Origin of the sequence: Oerskovia enterophila (genome assembly GCF_001692445.1) — a bacterium.
In the GTDB taxonomy this organism is placed as follows: domain Bacteria; phylum Actinomycetota; class Actinomycetes; order Actinomycetales; family Cellulomonadaceae; genus Oerskovia; species Oerskovia enterophila.
The window spans coordinates 49,646-69,100 of record NZ_MAQA01000022.1; the positions used below are offsets into that span (position 1 = coordinate 49,646).

The following is a 19,455-nucleotide window of genomic DNA, read 5'->3' on the forward strand; positions in this document are numbered from 1 at the left end:
CGGACAACCCATTCCACCCCCGGCGCCGGAGACCGGCAACCCGAGCGACGCCTCAGCGCAAGGTCCCGGCCCTGGTCCGCAGAGGCGCGGGGGTCACGGCCCGCTGGACCAGTGCCAGGACGGCGTCCACGACCAGGCACAGGACCGCGATCACGACGCCCACAGCGAGCACCTGCCCGTACCGCTGGTTGGAGAAGCCGACCCGCAGCGGGACCCCGAGCCCCCCGCCCCCCACGAACGCCGCGAGGGTCAGCACCGCGATGACCTGCACGATCGCGGTGCGCAGACCCGCCGCGACCAAGGGCACGGCGAGCGGCACCTCGACGAGCCACAGCGAGCGCTGCGACGACATACCCATGCCTCGCGCGGCGTCCTTGACGTCGGGGTCGACCTCGGCGACGCCCGTGTAGGCGTTCGCGAGGATGAGCGGGATCGCGAAGATCACGGCCGAGATGACCGCCGCACGGTTCCCGAACAACCCGCCCGCCGCGAGGATGAGCAGGATCCCGAAGGTCGGGAGAGCACGCGAGGTGTTCACGACCACGATGGTCGGCCCGGCCCCGCGCCCGGAGTGCCCGAGCCAGATGCCCACGGGCAGCGCGACGAGCGCCGCGAGGAGGACCGCGACGGCCGTCATCTCGAGGTGCTCCCCGGTGCGGACCAGGAGCCCGTCCGGCCCGGTCCAGTTGAGGGGGTCGTTGAGCCACGTCAGGGCCTGCTCGACGACGTTCATGCGTCCCGCACCGCCGTCCGGTCCTGCGGTTCCAGCGGCTCCCGCGACTCGGGCCCCGTGGTCGCGCCCGCGGCGCCGGCCGTCGGCCGGGAGTCGGTCCTCGACGAGGTGCCCCGCGTGCGGGACCAGGGCGTCAGCGCCCGCCCCAGGAGCAGCAGGAGGAGGTCGAGCACGACGGCCAGGAGCAGGCACAGGAGGGTCGCGGTCATGATCTGGGCGTTGTAGCTCGAGCGGAAGCCTCGGAACATGAGCGTGCCGAGCCCGCCGTACCCCGCGACGAACCCGACGGTCACCAGGGCCACGGTCGAGACCGTCGCGAGGCGCACCCCGGTCATGATGCTCGGGAGCGCGTTGGGCATCTCGACCGAGGCCAGCAGCCGGGTCGATCCGTAGCCCAGGCCCCTGGCGGCGTCGCGGACGTCCGGGTCCACGCCCTGGAGACCCACGAGGATGTTGCGCACCAGGATCAGCAGGGCGTACATGACCAGGCCGATGAGCACGGGCGTCCGCCCGATCCCGGTGAACGGGACGAGGATCGAGAACAGGGCGAGGGACGGGATGGTGTACATGACGCCCGTCATGCCGAGCACGGGCACGGCCAGCCAGCGCACGCGGTGCGCGAGAGCCGCGAGCGGCAGCGCGATCACGAGCGCGATGAGCACGGCCTCGAGGGTGATCGTCGTGTGCTCGACGAGCGCCTGGGAGATCTCTCCCCAGTTGTTCTGGACGTAGCTCCACGAGAACCACGGGTTGGGTGGCATGCCGTCGAACCTATCCCGAGCCGCCCACCGCTCGCGCGACGACGAGGGGCGCCCGGTAGCGTCGGGGCATGGCGAGCTCCACGACAGGCACCAGCGAGGCGACCGTAGCGTTCCCGACCATCACCGACGAGGCGGCCATCGTGTTCGACGGCGTCCGCAAGGAGTACCCCAACGGCACGGTCGCGGTGGGCGACCTCTCGCTGAGCGTCCGTGAGCACGAGATGCTCGCGCTCGTCGGGCCGTCGGGCTGCGGGAAGTCCACGACGCTGCGCATGACGAACCGGCTCGTCGAACCCTCGGCCGGGCGCATCCTGCTGCGCGGCGAGGACATCACGCAGGGCGACCCCGTGGCGCTGCGCCGCAGGATCGGGTACGTCATCCAGAACGTCGGCCTGTTCCCGCACCGGACCGTGGCCCAGAACGTCGCGACCGTGCCCGGGCTGCTCGGCTGGGACAAGGCGCGGACCAGGGCACGGGTCGGCGAGCTGCTCGAGCTCGTCGGCCTGGCCCCCGACACCTACGCCAAGCGCTACCCGCACGAGCTGTCCGGGGGCGAGCGGCAGCGGGTGGGAGTCGCTCGCGCGCTCGCGACCGACCCGCCCGTCCTGCTCATGGACGAGCCCTTCGGGGCGGTCGACCCCGCCGGCCGGCGTCGCCTCCAGACCGAGTTCCGGCGCATCCAGCGCGAGCTCGGGACCACGGTCCTGTTCGTGACCCACGACATCGACGAGGCCGTCCACCTCGGCGACCGGATCGCGGTCTTCAGCTTCGGGGGGCGTCTCGAACAGCTCGCCGAGCCGCTGACCGTCCTCGCGCACCCCGCGAGCGACGCGGTCCGCGAGTTCATCGGCGAGGGGGCGCCCGTCCGGATGCTCGGCCTGGCCACGGTGCAGCAGGGCGACCTCGACGGCGCCGAGCTGATCTCGGCCCCCGCTCCCGAGCCCATCCGGCTCGGCGCCCCGCTGACAGAGGCGTTCGAGGCCATCGCGGCCCTGCCCGGGTCAGCGATGGGCAGGGTGCCCGTCGCGGACGAGGCGGGCGACGTCGTCGGCTCCTTCACCGCGGACGGGATCCTCGCCGCCCTGCGGCGCACAGCCGATGCCGCCGCGGTCTAGCGGCGCGACGCAGATCTCACCCGGTCCCACGTGTTCAGTGAGCCCAGGGCGTCTAGGCTCTTGTGGGTGACCACCACCTCGCGCATCGCCGTCGCCACCTGCTCCGTCCTGCCGCACCTCGACCCCGACGACGCTCCGCTCGTCGGTGCCCTCGCCGCACGGGGCATCGAGGCCGTGCCCGCGGTGTGGGACGACGAGACGGTCGACTGGACCTCGTTCGACGCGGTCGTCGTGCGCTCCGCCTGGGACTACGCGCCGCGCCGCGACGAGTTCGTCGAGTGGGCCGAGCGCGCCGGCCGGGTGCTCAACCCCGCTGCGGTCATCAGCTGGAACACCGACAAGCGCTACCTGCGCGAGCTCGAGGAGCAGGGCGTGCCGGTCATCCCGACGCTCTGGCTCGACCCGAGCCAGAACCTGTCGTCGCGTGCCATCCACACGCGCCTGCCCGCGCAGGGCGACTTCGTCATCAAGCCCGTCGTGAGCGCCGGGGCCAAGGACACCGGGCGCTACCAGTCGGGCGAGGCCCACTCGCGCGGCCTCGCGATCCAGCACGCCAAGAACCTGCTGGTCTCGGGGCGCCAGGTCATGGTCCAGCCCTACGTCCGCAGCGTCGACACGGCCGGCGAGACCGGCCTGGTCTTCATCGACGGCGAGTTCTCGCACGCGGTGCGCAAGAACGCGCTCCTCACCGGGCCGCACCGGCCCACCCAGGGCCTGTACAAGCAGGAGGAGATGAGCCGCTTCGAGGCGAGCCCCGAGCAGCTCGAGGTCGCGCAGCAGGCGCTCGCGGTCGCGGCGAAGGCGGTCCCGGGGCAGGAGCCCAACCTCTACGCACGCGTCGACCTGGTGGGTGGGGACGACGGCGCACCCATGGTCATCGAGGTCGAGCTCACCGAGCCGTCGCTGTTCTTCTCGCTCGGCAAGGGGTCGCTCGACCGGTTCGCCGACGCGGTCGCACAGCGGCTCGTCGCGGCGCCCACGGCCTGACGGCCCGACGCCGACGCGGTGACGATCCCCGCGACAGCAGGCCCCCGGGCCCGGACGTGATGAAGGGCCGACGAGCTGGTGCTCGTCGGCCCTTCACCATGCCGGGAGAATCTGCCGGGTGATCTGCCGTGCGGGTCGTGCTGGTCGTGCGGTGGAGAAGGTCCGAGATCAGACCTTGGCGACCTCAGGAGTGGTCGTCGAGGGACCGGCGGCCAGGGCAGGAGCTGCTCCGATGCGGCGCAGTGCGTAGCCGAGGAGGCCGAACAGGACACCGAGGCCCATGACCAGAGCGCTGACTCCGTAGGAGACGACCGAGGTGAAGAGCGAGGCGCGGAGGAACGAGCCGTTCATGACGGTCGCACGGGCTGGGTCCTCCTTGTCGAGCTCGGCGTAGGTCTTGCCTTCCGAGGCGGCCAGCGCGTGCTTGTTGATGACCTCGGCCTGTGCGTACGCGGTGAACGGGCCGCGGACCTGGGAGCCGCCGAACATCGAGGCGTCCTCGGAGACGGTGATCTTCTCGGCCGCGAGCTGCGAGGAGATGGTGGCCCAGGTGGCTGCGCCGGCGAGCAGCAGCACGAGGCCTGCGATCATCGTGACGAGGCCGATGAGACGGACGGACCGGGCGGGACCAGCGGTGCTGGTGCTCATGGTGTGACTCCCAGAGGAAGAGGTCGGACGACCTGTGACGGAGGAACGGAAAGGGCCGATCTTCGGTGCGAACCCGGGGCTGGGAGCGCTTCGATATGTTGACCCTAACGTGCTTGTGAATGCCTTCACAAGCTTGAGAATGTGGCCTCTGTCACGCGGAGATGACAGATTGTCAACGAGAGGAAGAGTGATCCGACGGGGCCCGTCGGGGCGTAGTGCCGAAGGGTTCGGAGGGGCGGGACCAAGGTCCCGACGGCCCTCGACGGAGCGCCTGCCCGCGACGACGGAGCACCGACAGGAGGCGGACGGATGACCGACGAGGAGCACGACCTCACGACCGAGCTCGAGGTGGTCGAGGCCGACTGGGGGAGGGCGATCGTCGACAACGATGCCGACGCGATCGGCCGCTTCACGACCGACGACTGGCAGATCGTCGGAGAGGACGGCATCACGTCCCGCGAGACCTTCCTGGCCCTCGTCCGCTCAGGCGATCTCACGCACGAGACGATGAGCAAGATCACCGGCAGCGTGCGAGGCCTGGGGGACGTCGCCGTCCTCACCGGGCGCGGCACCACCACCGGCCGCTATCGCGGGCAGGCGTTCAGCTCCGACGAGTGGGTCACCGACGTGTTCGTCCGAGGCGCCGACGGGTGGCGGTGCGCCCACACGCACCTCACGACCGCGCGCGACGGGTCCTGACCCTCCTCGCCGCACGCGACCGCCTACGGTGCGCGGCGCCGTCGGGCCTACGGGGTCCAGTCCGGGCGCAGCGGGAAGTCCGCCGCCCCACCTGGCTCCGGACGGACCGCGAGGACCTGGTGCAGCTGGATCTCGTTGCGCTCGAACGCGAGCCGCGACCCCGCCATGTACACGCCCCACACGCGGGCCGTGCCGATCCCGACGTCGGCCACGCACTCGTCCCAGTGGCGGGTCAGGTTGGCCCCCCACTCGCGCAGTGTCATCGCATAGTGCTCGCGCAGGTTCTCCGCGTGCCGCACCTCGAGACCCACGTCCTGCATGGTCGAGATGATCCGGCCCGATCCCGTGAGCTCCCCGTCCGGGAAGACGTACCGGTCGATGAAGCCGCCCGCGCGGGGGCGGGCGGTGTTGGTCGGGCGCGTGATCGAGTGGTTGAGCAGGCGCCCGCCGTCACGCAGGCGACCCTGGAGGAACGTGAAGTACGAGCGGTAGTTGGCGACCCCGATGTGCTCGGTGAGCCCGATCGAGCTCACGGCGTCGAACCCGCCCTCCGTGACGTCCCGGTAGTCGGCGTAGCGGACCTCGGCGAGGTCCGCGAGGCCCTCGGCCTCGATCCGCGCCTGCGCCCACTCGGCCTGCTGGCGCGACAACGTGACCCCGAGGGCCCGGACGCCTGAGCGGGCCGCGTGCCGGACCATGCCGCCCCAGCCGCAGCCCACGTCGAGCAGGCGCATGCCCGGGTGCAGGCCCAGCTTGCCCGCGACGAGCGCGTACTTGTGCTCCTGCGCCTCCTCGAGCGTCGACTGCGGGGTGGGGAAGCACGCGCACGTGTACGTCATGGACGGCCCCAGGACGCGCTCGTAGAACGCGTTCGAGACGTCGTAGTGGTGGCTGATCGCGTCGGCGTCGCGACGGCGCGAGTGACGCAGGCCCTCGGTGAGCCGGCGCAGCCGCGACAGGTGCTCCTCGGGCGGAGGATCGGGCGGGCGCAGGACCCCCAGGCCCAGGCCACGAGCGATCCGTGCGGCCTCGGCCGCGCTCGGACGACGCAGCCGCAACCCGTCCGCGGCCGCCTTGAGCAGCGGGTACGGGTCGCCTGCCGGTACCCCGTCGACCTGGAGGTCGCCCGCGACGTACGCCCGCCCCAGCCCCAGCCCGCCCGGGGCCGTCGCGACGTAGCGCAGGCCGCGCTCGTTGGCCAGGTGGACGTGGAACGGGGCGTCTGCGGGCCCCGCGCTCGACCCGTCGTACGCGGTGAACCCGAACGGGAGCGGGCCGTCGGCCAGCTGGTCCAGGACGTCGGCCACTGCGATCTGCGTCATGCTCCCTGCACCGCCTTCTCGTAGAGCGTGGGCGTGCGCCCCGCCGGGTCGTAGCGGTCCTTGACGGCCGCGTAGTCGAGGCCGCCGTAGAGGGTGTCGAACGTCTCGCGGCCGTACGTCGACGTCGAGTAGAGCGACTTGTGCCCGTGCCGGACGGCGACCGCCATCTCGATCTGACGGTTCACGTCGCCGTCGTGCGCCCCTTCGGCGATCGGGACCCCGCCCCAGAACCCCACGTTGACGTACACGCGGTGCGGTTCGAGGGGGTACAGGGGCCACGGCTCGGGCGACGCGAGCCGCAACGGGCACAGCCACACCGGGGACATGGGGACGTGGCCCGTGAACCACGCCATGAAGCTCTCGACCTGGTCGAGCGGCACCTCGACGTCTTGGACCACGCGCTCGTTGCGCGGCCGGTGCCGCAGGTCGGCGAGGTGGCCGGTCAGGTCCAGGCGCTCGTCGAGGCCCACGATCCTGCGGTAGACGTCGGAGCGCCGCCAGCGCCGCGGCCACAACCTGCGCACGAGCGGGTTCTGCACCCCGAACGCGCGCGAGCACCAGAACCAGTCGGTGTCCCAGCGCCACAGGTAGTCCTGCGTGCGCAGGACGTCGATCGACCGCTCGCGCAGCGACAGGTAGTAGATCTTCTGGCCCGTGTAGTCGCTCGGGGCGGGAGCGAGCGTGCGGGCCTCCTCGCCCGCCACGAACCTGCCCAGGCACAGGTACACCTCGCCCGGGTCGAACAGCACGCCGTCGCAGAAGTCGACCTGCTCGCCGTCCCACGACCCGTCCGCCGCGATCTTGCCGATCGCGGCCGCAACCTCGGCGACCGAACCGAAGCGCACGTTGCGGACCGCGACGAACGGCTCGGTGCGGTCCAGCCGCAGCCTCGCACGCGTCGCGTACCCGAGCGTGCCGTAGGAGTTGGGGAACGCGCGGAAGAGGTCGGCGTGCTCGCCCGAGGGCGCGGCCGTGACGACCTCGCCCGCGGGCGTCAGGACGTCGAGCTCGAGGACCGCCTCGTGGGGAAGGCCGTTGCGCAGGGAGCTCGACTCGATGCCCAGGCCCGCCAGCGCCCCGCCGACCGTGATCGTGCGCAGCTGGGGGACGACGGTCGGCACGAGGCCGTGCGGGAGGGTCTCGGCGACCAGGTCCTCGTACGTGCACATGCCCTGGACGTCGGCCGTTCCCGCCTCGGGGTCGATCGAGACGACGCCCGTCAGGCCCGACGCGTCGAGGCCCGGCCCGTCCGACGGACGTCTGGGACGGAAGAGGTTCGTGGTCCTCTTGGCCAGGCGCAAGGGGCGGCCTGGCTCGACGGCGGCGGCGGAGCGGACCAGCGTGGCCACGGCTTCGGCGTGCTGGTGCTCACCACGGACGGCAACGTTCGCGGGGGCTGACACCTCACCCACTGTAGGTGGGGCTGGCGAGGTCGCCACCGGTGAGCGGAATCACACCCGCCGCCCGTGCGGGGCGGGGGCCGTCCGGAACGAGAAGAGGCCCCTCGCGCGAACGCGAGGGGCCTCTCTCCGTGGGGTGAGTAACGGGACTTGAACCCGCGACCCCCTGGACCACAACCAGGTGCTCTACCAGCTGAGCTATACCCACCACGGCCTGCACGAGCTCCGAAGAACTCTTTAGCAGCCGTCGAAAAGTGTACCTGGTTTCTGAGGGGTCTCAGGACAGGGGTGCGGCCTCCGGCTCGGTCCCGGTCTCGGCGGCCGTTCCGGACGCCCCGATCGACTTGGAGACCGAGGTCTCCTTGATGCGCTCGGCGACGGCCTTCGCGGTCTTGGAGTCGGTGCCGGGCTGCGGCACGAACAGCGCCTCGCGGTAGTAGCGCAGCTCGTCGATGCTGTCGAGGATGTCGCCCAGCGCACGGTGGCCGCCGGTCTTGGCGGGCGACGCGAAGTACACGCGCGGGTACCAGCGCCGTGCGAGCTCCTTGATCGAGGAGACGTCGACGATCCGGTAGTGCAAGTGGCCCACCAGCTCCGGCATGTCGCGCTCGAGGAACGTCTTGTCGGTGCCGACCGAGTTCCCTGCGAGCGGTGCCTTGCCCGGCTCGGGGACCCAGGTGCGGATGTACTCGAGCACGCGGGCCTGCGCGTCGGCCATGGTGGTGCCGCCCGGCAGCTCCTCGAGGAGCCCGGACGTGGTGTGCATCTCGCGGACGAAGTCGCCCATCTGCTCGAGCGCCTCGGCCGGCGGGGCGATGAGGACGTCGATCCCGTCGCCCAGGACGTTCAGCTCGGAGTCGGTGACGACGGCGGCGACCTCGATGAGCGCGTCGGCGCCCAGATCGAGACCGGTCATCTCGCAGTCGATCCACACGATGCGGTCATTGGTGTTCACAGGGCTCACGCCCACAGCCTAGGCCGTGGGCAGGGGAGGGGCCGCCCGCGGCGCTCCGGCCGCGCTCCCTGCCGCGCGCCGGGCAGCACGAAGGCCCTGACTCCTGTGACGAGGAGATCAGGGCCTTCGGTCGTGGGTGCCCGGTCGGCGGGAGATCGCCGAGCGGTCGGGCGCCGTCATGCGGTGCGACGCGGCAGGCGTGCCTGCCGGGTGCGCGCCGGGATGCGGGTCGTCGTCCGTCGCAGGCTGCTGCGGCGCAGCGTCTGCTCCTGGAGCTGCTCGCGCCGGCCGAGGTCGGCGACGTCGTGCATGAGCTGGGGATGCATGGTGGTTCGTCTTTCGTGACGTCGGATTCGTGGACCTGGCCGGGTCCTCCACCGCCCGGTACTGACCGGACGGACGCCACCGCGGTGATAGGTGCAACACAACCACCTCCTCGCCGGGCGGTGCACGCCTTTTTCTCCCTAGGCTCTCTGGATGGGAGCAGACAGCGAGCCGAGCGACGCACGACGTGACGTGAGCGCGGGGGAGGTGGCGCCGTCGGGCACGGGGAGCGTGGGGCGCGCGCGGCTCGTCGCCGCCCTGCCCGGCCTGGTCCTGGTCGTGATCGGCGTGCTGGGCTTCCTGGTCGTCTACGACTCGGTGCGCGAGCGCGACGACCTCTGGTTCACCGATGACGCCGTGCTCGCGTGGATGGTCGCGCACCGGACCGTGGCCGCGACGTCGGTCCTGACCGTGGTCACGAACCTGTTCGGCCCGGTGGTGCTGCCGATCCTCGTCGGCGTGGGGTGCCTGTGGTGGGGGCTCGCGACCAAGCGCTGGTGGGAGCCCGGCCTGCTGGCCGGGGCCATGATCGCCTCGACGGTCGTGTCCTCGGTCCTCAAGGCGCTCGTGGCCAGGCCACGGCCCGACGACGCCGCCATGGTCGTCCCGGGCGTCGAGCGCAGCTTCTCGTTCCCGTCGGGGCACACGATCGGCGCGGCGACCCTCGTGCTCGTCGGTGGGTACCTCGTGTGGCGGCAGTGGCAGGAAGGGCGGCAGCGCAGGCTCGTGCTCGTGCTGTGGGTCGTCGTGAGCGTCGTGGTGATCGCCGTCGTGGGGGGCAGCCGGCTGTACCTGGGGTATCACTTCGTGACCGACGTGCTCGCGGGCGCGAGCCTCGCGGTCGCGGTGCTCGGGGGCGTGGTGGTGATCGACAGGCTGCACGACCTGGGGGAGCAGCCACGCGCCGGGAGCTCGGACTGAGTGCTGCAGGTCCACCGAACGGTGGATGCGCGCATCCACCCGAGCCCAGGCGCAACGGTCGATGCGGCACGGGGTGGTGCGTCCATAGCCTCGCAGCATGACCGCACTGGAAGTACGACACCTGCACAAGCGCAACGGGCAGCACGTCGCCGTCGACGACGTCTCCTTCACCGTCGAGGAGGGGGAGATCTTCGGCATCATCGGGCCCAACGGTGCCGGCAAGACGACGACCGTCGAGAGCATCGCCGGCCTGCGGACGCCCGACTCGGGCTCGATCTCCGTGCTGGGGCTCGACCCGGTCACGGACCGGGCGGAGGTGCGCGAGCGACTCGGCGTGCAGCTGCAGGAGAGCAGCTTCCCCGACGCGATCACGGTCTCCGAGGCGCTCGATCTCTACAGCTCCTTCTACCGGGACCCCGTCGACTGGCGCGAGCTCATGGAGCTGCTCGGTCTCACCGAGAAGCGCAGCACGCGGTACAAGGCGCTCTCGGGAGGGCAGAAGCAGCGGCTCTCGATCGCGCTCGCCCTGGTCGGCAACCCGAAGGTCGCGATCCTCGACGAGCTCACGACGGGCCTGGACCCGCAGGCGAGGCGGGACACCTGGAGCCTCGTCGAACGGGTCCGTGACACAGGCGTCACGATCCTCCTCGTGACGCACTTCATGGACGAGGCGGAGCGCCTCAGCGACCGGATCGCCGTGATCGACGGCGGCCGGGTCGTCGCGGTGGACACGCCCGCGGGGCTGATCGCGCAGGCGACCGCGGAGCAGCAGATCCGGTTCCGTGTGAGCCGGCCGCTGGACAGGAGCATCCTCACCGAGCTTCCCGAGGTGAGCCGTGTCGAGGTCGTCGAGGGCTCCTGGCTGGTCACCGGCAGGGAGCAGCTCGTGAGCGGCGTCGTGGGGGCGCTCGCCCGGGCGCAGGTCGTCGCGGAAGACCTCCGCGTCGACCAGCGCACCCTCGACGACGCGTTCGTGGCCTTCACGGGACGCGCCCCGGAATCCACCGAAGGCTCCGAGAGGAAGGTCGGCTGATGCGCGCTCGCCTGAAGATGGTCACGGTCGAGACGAAGCTCTTCCTCCGCGACTCGGCCACCGTGGTCTTCGGTGTGCTGTTCCCGACGGGACTGCTGCTCGGGCTGGGGGCTGTCCCGGCGCTCGGCGAGGTGACGCCGGAGACCGGTGGGCTCCGGGCCATCGACGTCTGGGCGCCGACCGCACTGGTGTTCGGCATGGTGATGATCGCCGTGCAGCACGTCCCGGTGGTGATCGCGACCTACCGGGAGCGCGGCATCCTGCGCAGGCTGTCGACCACTCCTGCGCATCCGCGCAGCATCCTGTCCGCACAGATGATCGTGGCGTTCGGCTCCGTGGTCGTCTCCGCGGTGCTCTTGATCTTCTTCGCGTGGGCGGTGCTGGACATCGCACCGCCCGAGCGGCCGCTGGAGTTCGTCGTCGCCTTCGTCGTCGGCTATGCGGCACTGCTCGGGATCGGCCTGATCTCCGCCGCCGTGGTCCGCACGAGCAGCGCCGCGAACCAGATCGGCACCCTCCTTTTCGTTGCGCTAATGTTCTTCGGCGGGGCCTTCCTGCCCCGTGTCCTCATGCCCGACGCGCTGCGCGAGGTCGGTGAGGTCGTCCCGCCCGGGCTGCAGGCGCTCACCGCTGCGTGGTCCACCGAGGCGGGCGAGATCACCGCCACCGCCGGCGGGCAGCCGTTCTGGCTGCAGATCGCCATGATGGCGGGTATCGCGGTGATCGCGAGCGCGATCGCCGCACGACTCTTCCGCTGGGAGTAGGTGTCGAAGATGGGGGACGTCGGGGCCGACGAGCGGCCGATCCCTGCGACGCTCGAGTCCACCGTCGCGGAAGAGGCGGAGATCGCGCACCGCTCCCGGTTGGCCTGGAGGAAGGAGCAGCTGCGGGTCTGGGACCTCCTGCAGCTGGTCACGCCGTGGCTCCTGCTGACGATCTCGACGGCGATCTACTTCTCGCAGGTGCTGCCGGCCTCCGGTGAACGCTTCTGGCCCGAGGGCGCCTCCGTCCTCGGGCTGGTCGCGGTCTCGGCCCTGTGGGTGCTGTTCGGGCAGACGCTGCCCCTGCGGCGCAGGGCGCTCCGGCCGGTGCCGGCCGGCATCTACTTCGTCGGGCTGCTGGCGCTGTGCGTCGCCCTGATGACGTACTCCGACGTGTTCCTCGTCTTCACGGTCGCGTGCTTCTTCCAGGCGTACCTCCTCAGGCCGTGGCCCGTGGGCGTGCTCGCGGTGCTGGCCACCTCCGTGGCCCTCAACGGCTCGGCGATGAGCGTGTGGGTCGACCCGACCCCGGAGGTCTTCGCGGAGCTCCTCCTGATCGTCGCGGTGCAGACCGCGGCGATCGGGGTGGGGATCCTGCTGACGGCGCGGAGCGAGCCGGAGGAGCGCAAGCGCGAGGAGCTCGTCGAGCGGCTCGAGGCGGCGCTGCACGAGAACGCCGGGCTCCACGCCCAGCTCGTCGCTCAGGCCCGGGAGTCCGGGGCGCACGACGAGCGGCAGCGGCTGGCCGGCGAGATCCACGACACCCTGGCCCAGGGGCTCGCCGGCATCATCACGCAGCTCCAGGCTGCGGAGCGTTCCGCCGGGGCACGGGGTGAGAAGGACGAGCACGTCGAGCGCGCGCTCCGGCTCGCGCGCAGCAGCCTGACCGAGGCCAGACGTTCCGTGCAGGCGCTCGCTCCCCGGGAGCTCGGCCGAGCGCACCTTCCCGACGCGCTGCGCACGTTGACCGAACGATGGTCGCAGGACCAGGGGATCAGTGCGCAGGTGGAGGTCACCGGCACCCGCGAGCCGCTGAGCCCGGCGATCGAGGTGTCGCTCTTCCGGGTCGCGCAGGAGTCGCTGACCAACGTGGCGAAGCACGCCGAGGCCTCGCGCGTCGGCGTCACGCTCTCGTACACGGGCCCCGAGGTGCTGCTGGACGTGCGGGACGACGGACGCGGGTTCGCGAGAGGGGGCGGCGCCGGGTTCGGCCTGACGAGCATGCGCCAGCGCATCAGGGGCGTCGGCGGTCACATCGAGGTGCAGAGCACGCCGGGCGAAGGGACGTCCGTCAGCGCGCGCGTCCCGGCGATCTCTCCCGGGGGCGCGCGAGCGACGGAGGAGACCGACCGATGATTCGACTGGTGATCGTCGACGACCATCCCGTCGTGAGAGGCGGCCTGCGTGACACCTTCGCGGACGTCGAGGACATCGTGGTGGTCGGTGAGGCAGGTGACGGCACCGAGGGCGTCGAACGGGCGACGGCGCTGGCTGCGGACGTCGTGCTCATGGACCTTCGGATGCCCAGGATGGACGGCGTCGCCGCGACGGCGGCCCTGCGTGAGCGGGCGCCGGATGCCCGGGTGCTGGTCCTGACCACCTTCGACAGCGAGAGCGACGTGCTGCCGGCGATCGAGGCGGGGGCGATCGGCTATCTCCTGAAGGATGCGCTGCCCGACGAGCTGATGCGAGCGGTCCGTGCGGCAGCGCGCGGAGAGTCGGTGCTCGCACCGTCGGTGACGCAGCACCTCATGGGGCAGGTGCGCAGGCCCGGCGCGGGCACGCTGACCGATCGCGAGAAGGAGGTTCTGCAGCTGGTCGCGAACGGCAGCTCGAACCGAGAGGCCGCTGCGACGTTGTTCATCGGCGAGGCGAGCATCAAGACCCATCTGCAGCACGTCTACGACAAGCTGGGCGTCCGCGATCGGGCCTCGGCGGTGGCCGAGGGCTACCGCCGTCGCCTGCTGACGTGAGTCCCGCGGGCATGGTCGGATGCGGCCGACGGGGCCGACGGGGCAGACGGAGCCGGCGGGGCCACGTCGGGCGGCGAGCTGCGCGACGGCAGTCGGCCGCTCGAGCCGGGAGCATTCTAAAGAACTCTTGCGCAAGACTTCTTTAGAGTCGTAGGGTGGCGGCATGCCAGCCAGCACCCCGCCCGACGACGTCGCGCACCCGCCCGCACAGGCCCCGGCCCCGGCGCAGCGCGACGAGGCCGTCACGACCTCCGACCCGGAGCGCATCCGGGCCCTGGCGCACCCGCTGCGCCTCGCGATCCTCGACCTGCTCGACGACGAGGGCCAGGCCACGGCCACGCGCTGCGCCGAGGTCACGGGGGAGTCGGTCGCGAGCTGCTCGTTCCACCTGCGCATGCTCGCCAAGTACGGGTTCGTCGAGCCGGCCGAGCGGGTCGGGCGCGAGAAGCCGTGGAAGCCCGTGGGCACCGGACGGACCAGCCGCTACGACCCCGAGCAGCCCGAGTCGCTGCGGGCCGCGGGCGAGCTCGCGCGGATCGTCGTCGACCAGGAGGCGGCGCGGGTCGCGCAGTGGATCGACAGCGCGCCCCGCCAGCCCCACGAGTGGCTGCTCGCCTCGGTCATGACCAAGAGCTCGTTCTGGGCGACGCCCGAGGAGCTGACCGAGCTCTCGCGCGAGCTCCAGGCGATCACGGACCGCTTCGAAGGTCGCTGGACGCACCCCGAGCTGCGCCCCGAGGGATCGCGGCCCGCGCGGTTCTTCGGCGTCGTCAACGCGGACCCGTTCGACCCCGACGCGCCGCCGGACGCCGGGAGCCCCGCGGCCCGGACCCCGGGCGCGCCCGCGGACGGCCCGGTCACGGTCGAGCTGCCGACCGGCGAGGAGCCCCGCGCATGAGCACGACCATCGACGAGGCGACCCTGGTCAAGCAGGCGCTGCGCACCCGGCCCTTCCGCTTCCTCACGGTCACGTGGGGATTCACGAACTTCGCGGACTCGGTCCTCGCGATCATCTTCGCGGTGTGGGTCATGGACCTCACGGGCTCGAACGGCACCGCGGGCCTGGTCTTCGCGGCCCTGGGCCTCCCGGCGCTCGTCTCGCCGCTGCTCGGCCAGGTCGCCGACCGCGTCTCGCGCCGCCGCATGATGATCGTGGCCTACCTTGTCGGCGCGGTCTCGCTGCTCTCGCTGTTCGCCGTGCGCGGTCCTGGACAGGTCTGGCTGATCTTCGTGGTCACGGTCCTGTACTCGGGGATCGGGTTCGCGACGGCCGCGGCCCAGTCGGGACTCATCCGTGATCTGCTGCCCGACGAGGCCCTGGGCGCCGCCAACGGCCGGCTCACGACGATCGACCAGACGTTCCGCCTCGTCATGCCGGTGATCGGCGCTGGTGTGTACGTCGCGGTCGGGCCGCTGCCCCTCGTGGTCTCGGCCGTGGTCGCGTTCGTGGTCGCGGCGTTCTTCGTGTCCCGGATCGTGCTCGTGGAGACCCCGCCGACGCCGCAGGACGAGCGCGAGCCGTTCCTCGCCGAGGTCACGGCGGGGTTCCGACACCTTTTCCGCACCGCCCCGCTCGGCGTCCTGACGGTGGCGCTCGCGGTCGGGTTCGGGGCCGTGGGTGTGCTCAACGCGGTGAGCTTCGCGATCATCGAGAGAGGCCTGGGGCTGGGGCCGGAGATGCTCGGGCCCATCTCGAGCGTCCAGGGCGTCACGGCGATCGTCGCGGGTCTCACGGCCGCGCGCATGATCAAGCGGATCGGGTCGCAGCGACTGGTCGCGCTCGCGCTCGGGATCGTGACGCTCGGCATCCTGCCCGCGCTGGGCACGAACCTCGTGGCGATCGTCGTGGGCATGGGCGCGATCGGCCTGGGGGTCACGTGGGCGATCGTCGGGTTCGTCACCGAGCGCCAGCTCAAGACGCCGGCCACGCTCCAGGGGCGCACGTCGGCAGCGACGAACATGCTGCTCAACGTCCCGCAGCTCGTCATGACCGTGGTCGCGGCGGCCGTCGTCGGGGTCGTCGACTACCGCCTGCTGGTCGGGCTGACCGCGGCCGGGCTCGCCGTCTCGATGCTGCTCTCGCTCAAGGGGTCGCGTGCGTCGGCGGCCGAGGAGGCTGCGGTGGCCGGGGCGACGGCTGAGGGCTGAGAGCTGACGGTTGGCGGCTGGGGGGGCCGGCGACCGAGGGGTGAGGACCGCGGGCCGGCCGCCGCAACGACGTGCCACGGATGTGTTGTCAGAAGTGGGCCGGGGGATACCCCGGCCCACTTCTGACAACCGGGGCGCCCGGTGTCCGTCCGGGGCGGTGCGTGCCTGCCGGTGGCGGTCCGGAACAGGCCGTGGCGGGGTCAGGCGGTCAGGCAGCCGCGAGCGCGTCCTGGACCGCAGCCTCGAAGCGCACGCGTGCCCGACGGCGCAGCGTCCGCCACGCGAGCACCGCACCCACGAGGAGGGCCGCCACCGCGAGCACCGACCACGGGACCGCCCACAGGTGAGCCTCGCCCGTGGCGGGGTCGAGGGCGTGGGAGGTGGCGTCGTCGGGCAGGGTGGTGGTCGCCGTCGTGGCGACCACGGGCGCGAGCGCGACCGACGCCGCCAGGCACCCGAGCGGCGCGACCCCCGCCGCGGTGCCCGTGAGGGTGATCGCGTCGCCCGGCAGGAGCTCGGGGAGGTCGCCCAGCGGGACCGAGACGGCCCCGACACCCATGGGGCCGGCGACCGTCGCCGCGAGCGGGCCCGTGAGACGCACGTTGCCCGTGTTGGTCACCGTGAACGTGAGGTGCGCGTCGCCCGTGCCGGCGGGGTTCCACGACCCGGCGTAGTCGGCGTCGACGTCCGTGACGGTCGCGGACGGGGCGAGGTCGCCCGCGACGCGGACCAGGACACGCGTGCCGAGGCGCCGGTCGACCGCGACCCCACCCGCTCCCGCGCCCGTCACGAGCGAGGTCACGACCGCGGCCGTGTGGTCGCCGGGCGTGGCGTCGGCCGGGACCGTGAGGGTGAAGGGGACCGTCGCGCGCTCGCCGGGGGCGACCGCGACCTGCGGGACGTCGGTCGAGATCCAGGCGCCCAGGTCCTCGGATGCCGTGCCGGCCGGCAGGACGTCGAGCGCTCCCGTAGGTGAGGTGAAGGCGTCCGCGGCGTAGACCGCGAGGTCGAGCGGGACCTCGCCGTGGTTGGTCACGACGAGCTGGTCGGTGAGGGTCGCGCCGGGTTCCAGGGCGAAGTCGAAGGTCGGGGCGGAGGCAGGGGCGACGCCCCAGGTCACCGGCAGAGCGACGGGCTGAGCCGTGGCGCCGGCCGGGGCGGCGGACAGCAGCGCTGCCACCGCCCCGAGCAGGAGCGCCGCCGCGACACCGCGCACGGGACCCGCCGCGCTGCGGGACGGGAAGGTCGCCGTGCCGGTGTGCACGATGCGACGGGTCATGTCGGTCAGCCGATCGCCGTGAGGGTCAGCGTGGCCGTGTACGTCCCGGCCGCCGCGTCGACCGGGAAGCGCAGGTCCAGGTCTGCCCCGAGGACCGCGCTGCCCGGCTCGTGCCCGGCCGCTGCGGACCCGAGCAGGGCGGAGTCGGCCAGGCCGTTGCCGCTCACCAGGCCCGAGGCCACCGGAGCGCCGGCGAGCGTCCCGCCGCCGGCCGTGACCAGTGCGGGCGTCCACCCGAGGTGCTTGCCGGGGAGCGTGCGCGCCCCGGCGGTCGTGGTGAAGTCCCCGACCTGCGCCGAGACGGACCAGGCGGGGGCGGTCGCTCGGGTGTCCGTCACCGTCACGGCGCCCAGGCGGCCGGTCGCTGCGAGGTGGTCGCCCGCGAGCCGGGCCGTGCCGAGGTCGACCACGCGGGCGCCACCGTCGATCGTCCAGACGAACTCGCCCGGCTCGACGGGCGCGGCCGGGATGGTGACCGTGAGGTCGATCTGGCCGTCTCCGGGCTCGGCGCCGGGCACGTCGACGCCGTAGAACGTCGTGGTGCCCGAGACCTCGTTCCCGACGGCGAGGAGCGGCGCGCCCGTGGGCGAGTCGCTCGCCGGGACGAACGTGAGGCCCTCAGGACCCAGGTCGCCGGCCTCGGCGAGCTTCTCGGGCGTCGCCTCGGCGCTCACCGAGAAGTTGCGGTTGTTGACGTAGGAGACGTAAGTCGCCTGCGCGGGGTCGGTCACGTCGAAGACCGCGATCCCGCCCACGCGCTCGAAGCCGATGAACGCGTACGTGCGTCCGCCGACCTCACCCAGGGTGAGCCCCTCGGGCTCGGGCCCCTTGTCGTCGCTGCGCCCGTCGAACCCGGACTCGGTGTGGTTCGAGTTGAAGAAGCCGGGCTCGACCGAGGCCACGAGCTGCTCGAACGCGTCGCCCGAGTCGAAGACCTGGCGGCCGTCGGTCGACCAGATCGAGAACGAGCGCGACCCGTACGAGTACAGCTCCTCGTAGCACGAGCCGTCGGCGCGCAGGCCGCTCGCGGTGCTGATGTTGAGCCGGCCCAGGTGGGCGTCCGCGGTGAGGTCGGCGAGCGTCGCGGGGTTGCCGGACGCGCCGACGAACGACGAGAACGCGTCGGCGCACAGGCCGGGCACGCCCTTCTTGCCGAGGTCCTTGACGCGCTTGACCTCGGACCAGCCCTTCCAGTCGCGCGAGTCGCCCTCGTTCGCGGTCACGAGGTAGGTCGCGCCGCCCGCCTGGTACGAGGCGATCGTGTCGGGCTGGTAGAGGCCCTTGACGGGCCAGGAGCGGATGTCGATCTTCCCGTCCTTGTCGGACGCGTCGAGCCCCTTGCCCGCGGCGAGGTGGTCCTGCGTCCCGAGCGGCAGCAGGTCGGTCACGCTCGCGCTCGCGACGTCGACGACCGCGAGCGCGTTCGCCTCCTGGACGCTCGCGTAGGCGACCGTGCCGGTCGCGTCCCAGGCGATGTACTCGGGCTCGAGGTTCTCCGAGACGGGCCGCTGGGGGACGCCCGTGCCCGCGGCCTCGCGGCCGCCGAACACCCGGACACCGGCCGGCAGCGTCCTGGAGCCGCCGGCCTCGAACGCGTGGAACGTCGCGGTGCGGACGTCGCCCTGGGTGGCGCTCGCGAGGCTCGCGGGGGCCGTGACGATCGAGATCGAGCCCTCGGGGTCGACGCTGTAGTCGTCCGCGGGCTCGCCCTCGTTCGCGACCGCGATGCGCGTGCCGTCGGGCGAGAACGTCACCATGTCGGGCAGCGCGCCCACGCGCACGGCGCCGAGGATCGCGGACGTGGGGGCGGCGCCCGTCGTGGTCACGGGCGCGGCGGCGTGGAAGAACACGAGCCACCCGTCGTCGGTCTTGGTGCCGGACTCGACCGCGGCGACGGCGAGGCCGTCGGGACGGATCGCGACGGAGTTCACGACGGCGTCGGCCGCGACGACCGAGCCGTCCGCGGAGGCCGTACCGCCGACCGCGAGCTCGAACAGGCGGGTCGGGGCCGTGGGGGCCTGGGCGTCGAGGACGTCGACCTTCCCGGACTGGGCGTTGACGACGAACAGGCGCTTCGAGGCCGCGTGGAACGCGACGATCTCCGCGGCGGACTCGTCGAGCTGGCCCGTGGAGTACGTGCCGAGCGGCGAGAGGGTGACAGCAGGGGGGACGGACGGGTCGGGGGCGGCGACGGCGGTGCCGACGACTCCGAACGTCCCGGCAGCGACGGCGACCGTGAGGCCGGCAGCCACGATCCCGGCCGACCTCGGGTGACGCAGGCGGGACTGGTGAACCACGCGCATTCCGTGCTCCTCGTTCCGATGGCCCCGCAGGGTGCAGGGCAGACGCTCGGAACCTAGGCGGGGCCATCGGAACGAGGAGCACGGAATGCGCGT

General features: G+C 72.3%; 19 protein-coding genes and 1 tRNA gene. 10 read left to right on the plus strand and 10 right to left on the minus strand.

Annotated elements, in window-relative coordinates; genetic code table 11:
* Window positions 1–52: 52 nt before the first annotated feature.
* Together OERS_RS10540 and OERS_RS10545 are read right to left on the minus strand one after the other, a co-directional pair.
* Window positions 53–733, minus strand: a complete 681-nt coding sequence (locus OERS_RS10540) for an ABC transporter permease (protein WP_068625722.1) — start codon at window positions 731–733, stop codon at window positions 53–55.
* Window positions 730–1,494, minus strand: coding sequence for an ABC transporter permease (locus tag OERS_RS10545; protein ID WP_068625723.1), 765 nt, complete (start codon window positions 1,492–1,494; stop codon window positions 730–732). The genes OERS_RS10540 and OERS_RS10545 overlap by 4 nt, the downstream gene beginning before the upstream one ends.
* 68 nt (window positions 1,495–1,562) lie before the next feature.
* Between OERS_RS10545 and OERS_RS10550 the strand changes: the two genes are divergently transcribed.
* On the plus strand, window positions 1,563–2,609 hold the full coding sequence (locus OERS_RS10550) for an ABC transporter ATP-binding protein (protein ID WP_068625724.1): 1,047 nt from the start codon (window positions 1,563–1,565) through the stop codon (window positions 2,607–2,609).
* Window positions 2,610–2,675: 66 nt separating this feature from the next.
* Window positions 2,676–3,596, plus strand: coding sequence for an ATP-grasp domain-containing protein (locus OERS_RS10555; protein WP_068625725.1), 921 nt, complete (start codon window positions 2,676–2,678; stop codon window positions 3,594–3,596).
* Window positions 3,597–3,764: 168 nt separating this feature from the next.
* On the opposite strand, the gene OERS_RS10560 is transcribed toward OERS_RS10555, so the two are convergent.
* The gene (locus tag OERS_RS10560; protein ID WP_056648499.1) at window positions 3,765–4,244 is read right to left on the minus strand and encodes a hypothetical protein; all 480 of its coding nucleotides are present in this window, start codon (window positions 4,242–4,244) and stop codon (window positions 3,765–3,767) included.
* Window positions 4,245–4,553: 309 nt separating this feature from the next.
* Here OERS_RS10560 and OERS_RS10565 point away from each other — a divergent pair, with 309 nt between their 5' ends.
* Window positions 4,554–4,943 (plus strand): nuclear transport factor 2 family protein, encoded by a 390-nt coding sequence (locus OERS_RS10565; RefSeq protein ID WP_068625726.1) that lies wholly within the window; start codon window positions 4,554–4,556, stop codon window positions 4,941–4,943.
* A 47-nt stretch (window positions 4,944–4,990) separates the two neighbouring features.
* Here the strand turns inward: OERS_RS10565 and OERS_RS10570 are convergent, their stop codons facing one another.
* The 5 genes from OERS_RS10570 to OERS_RS21515 all read right to left on the minus strand — a co-directional run bounded on the left by OERS_RS10570 (window position 4,991) and on the right by OERS_RS21515 (window position 8,946).
* The gene (locus OERS_RS10570; RefSeq protein WP_056648503.1) at window positions 4,991–6,265 is read right to left on the minus strand and encodes a class I SAM-dependent methyltransferase; all 1,275 of its coding nucleotides are present in this window, start codon (window positions 6,263–6,265) and stop codon (window positions 4,991–4,993) included.
* Entirely contained in the window at window positions 6,262–7,668 is a 1,407-nt protein-coding gene (locus OERS_RS10575; RefSeq protein ID WP_068625739.1) for an FAD-binding oxidoreductase, read from the minus strand. Before OERS_RS10575 ends, OERS_RS10570 begins: the two co-directional genes overlap by 4 nt.
* Window positions 7,669–7,797: 129 nt before the next feature.
* Window positions 7,798–7,873, minus strand: a tRNA-His gene (locus OERS_RS10580).
* Window positions 7,874–7,942: 69 nt separating this feature from the next.
* A complete protein-coding gene (gene orn, locus OERS_RS10585) occupies window positions 7,943–8,581 on the minus strand; it encodes an oligoribonuclease (RefSeq protein WP_369819004.1) in 639 nt (212 codons plus the stop codon).
* Between the two features lie 215 nt (window positions 8,582–8,796).
* A complete protein-coding gene (locus OERS_RS21515; protein WP_157257454.1) occupies window positions 8,797–8,946 on the minus strand; it encodes a hypothetical protein in 150 nt (49 codons plus the stop codon).
* Window positions 8,947–9,097: 151 nt separating this feature from the next.
* Between OERS_RS21515 and OERS_RS10590 the strand changes: the two genes are divergently transcribed.
* The 7 genes from OERS_RS10590 (at window position 9,098) to OERS_RS10620 (ending at window position 15,780) form a co-directional block, all read left to right on the plus strand.
* Entirely contained in the window at window positions 9,098–9,865 is a 768-nt protein-coding gene (locus OERS_RS10590) for a phosphatase PAP2 family protein (RefSeq protein ID WP_083201375.1), read from the plus strand.
* A gap of 97 nt (window positions 9,866–9,962) precedes the next feature.
* Complete coding sequence (locus tag OERS_RS10595) at window positions 9,963–10,898, plus strand: ABC transporter ATP-binding protein (RefSeq protein ID WP_068625727.1); 936 nt, start codon at window positions 9,963–9,965, stop codon at window positions 10,896–10,898.
* Window positions 10,898–11,662: an ABC transporter permease gene (locus OERS_RS10600; protein WP_068625728.1), complete on the plus strand. Its 765-nt coding sequence runs from the start codon at window positions 10,898–10,900 to the stop codon at window positions 11,660–11,662. Before OERS_RS10595 ends, OERS_RS10600 begins: the two co-directional genes overlap by 1 nt.
* A gap of 9 nt (window positions 11,663–11,671) precedes the next feature.
* Window positions 11,672–13,015 carry a sensor histidine kinase gene (locus OERS_RS10605; protein WP_197486978.1) on the plus strand — a complete coding sequence of 448 codons (1,344 nt, stop codon included), beginning with the start codon at window positions 11,672–11,674 and terminating at the stop codon, window positions 13,013–13,015.
* A gap of 8 nt (window positions 13,016–13,023) precedes the next feature.
* Entirely contained in the window at window positions 13,024–13,632 is a 609-nt protein-coding gene (locus tag OERS_RS10610; RefSeq protein ID WP_322788290.1) for a response regulator transcription factor, read from the plus strand.
* 163 nt (window positions 13,633–13,795) lie between these two features.
* Entirely contained in the window at window positions 13,796–14,530 is a 735-nt protein-coding gene (locus OERS_RS21745) for an ArsR/SmtB family transcription factor (protein WP_068625730.1), read from the plus strand.
* Window positions 14,527–15,780 carry an MFS transporter gene (locus tag OERS_RS10620; protein ID WP_068625731.1) on the plus strand — a complete coding sequence of 418 codons (1,254 nt, stop codon included), beginning with the start codon at window positions 14,527–14,529 and terminating at the stop codon, window positions 15,778–15,780. The genes OERS_RS21745 and OERS_RS10620 overlap by 4 nt, the downstream gene beginning before the upstream one ends.
* A 208-nt stretch (window positions 15,781–15,988) precedes the next feature.
* Here OERS_RS10620 and OERS_RS10625 read toward each other — a convergent pair whose 3' ends face one another.
* Both OERS_RS10625 and OERS_RS10630 read right to left on the minus strand, forming a co-directional pair.
* Complete coding sequence (locus OERS_RS10625) at window positions 15,989–17,059, minus strand: WxL protein peptidoglycan domain-containing protein (RefSeq protein WP_083201376.1); 1,071 nt, start codon at window positions 17,057–17,059, stop codon at window positions 15,989–15,991.
* Window positions 17,060–17,064: 5 nt separating this feature from the next.
* Complete coding sequence (locus OERS_RS10630) at window positions 17,065–19,362, minus strand: choice-of-anchor I family protein (protein ID WP_068625732.1); 2,298 nt, start codon at window positions 19,360–19,362, stop codon at window positions 17,065–17,067.
* Window positions 19,363–19,455 lie beyond the last annotated feature (93 nt).

What these genes read in the sequence shown, in the direction of transcription:
- OERS_RS10540 (WP_068625722.1), bottom strand. Translation starts at nt 733, where the DNA reads ATGAACGTCGTCGAGCAGGCCCTGACGTGGCTCAACGACCCCCTCAAC.
- OERS_RS10545 (WP_068625723.1), bottom strand. Translation starts at nt 1,494, where the DNA reads ATGCCACCCAACCCGTGGTTCTCGTGGAGCTACGTCCAGAACAACTGG.
- OERS_RS10550 (WP_068625724.1), top strand. Translation starts at nt 1,563, where the DNA reads ATGGCGAGCTCCACGACAGGCACCAGCGAGGCGACCGTAGCGTTCCCG.
- OERS_RS10560 (WP_056648499.1), bottom strand. Translation starts at nt 4,244, where the DNA reads ATGAGCACCAGCACCGCTGGTCCCGCCCGGTCCGTCCGTCTCATCGGC.
- OERS_RS10565 (WP_068625726.1), top strand. Translation starts at nt 4,554, where the DNA reads ATGACCGACGAGGAGCACGACCTCACGACCGAGCTCGAGGTGGTCGAG.
- OERS_RS10570 (WP_056648503.1), bottom strand. Translation starts at nt 6,265, where the DNA reads ATGACGCAGATCGCAGTGGCCGACGTCCTGGACCAGCTGGCCGACGGC.
- orn (WP_369819004.1), bottom strand. Translation starts at nt 8,581, where the DNA reads ATGACCGGTCTCGATCTGGGCGCCGACGCGCTCATCGAGGTCGCCGCC.
- OERS_RS21515 (WP_157257454.1), bottom strand. Translation starts at nt 8,946, where the DNA reads ATGCATCCCCAGCTCATGCACGACGTCGCCGACCTCGGCCGGCGCGAG.
- OERS_RS10590 (WP_083201375.1), top strand. Translation starts at nt 9,098, where the DNA reads ATGGGAGCAGACAGCGAGCCGAGCGACGCACGACGTGACGTGAGCGCG.
- OERS_RS10595 (WP_068625727.1), top strand. Translation starts at nt 9,963, where the DNA reads ATGACCGCACTGGAAGTACGACACCTGCACAAGCGCAACGGGCAGCAC.
- OERS_RS10600 (WP_068625728.1), top strand. Translation starts at nt 10,898, where the DNA reads ATGCGCGCTCGCCTGAAGATGGTCACGGTCGAGACGAAGCTCTTCCTC.
- OERS_RS10605 (WP_197486978.1), top strand. Translation starts at nt 11,672, where the DNA reads ATGGGGGACGTCGGGGCCGACGAGCGGCCGATCCCTGCGACGCTCGAG.
- OERS_RS21745 (WP_068625730.1), top strand. Translation starts at nt 13,796, where the DNA reads ATGCCAGCCAGCACCCCGCCCGACGACGTCGCGCACCCGCCCGCACAG.
- OERS_RS10620 (WP_068625731.1), top strand. Translation starts at nt 14,527, where the DNA reads ATGAGCACGACCATCGACGAGGCGACCCTGGTCAAGCAGGCGCTGCGC.
- OERS_RS10625 (WP_083201376.1), bottom strand. Translation starts at nt 17,059, where the DNA reads ATGACCCGTCGCATCGTGCACACCGGCACGGCGACCTTCCCGTCCCGC.
- OERS_RS10630 (WP_068625732.1), bottom strand. Translation starts at nt 19,362, where the DNA reads ATGCGCGTGGTTCACCAGTCCCGCCTGCGTCACCCGAGGTCGGCCGGG.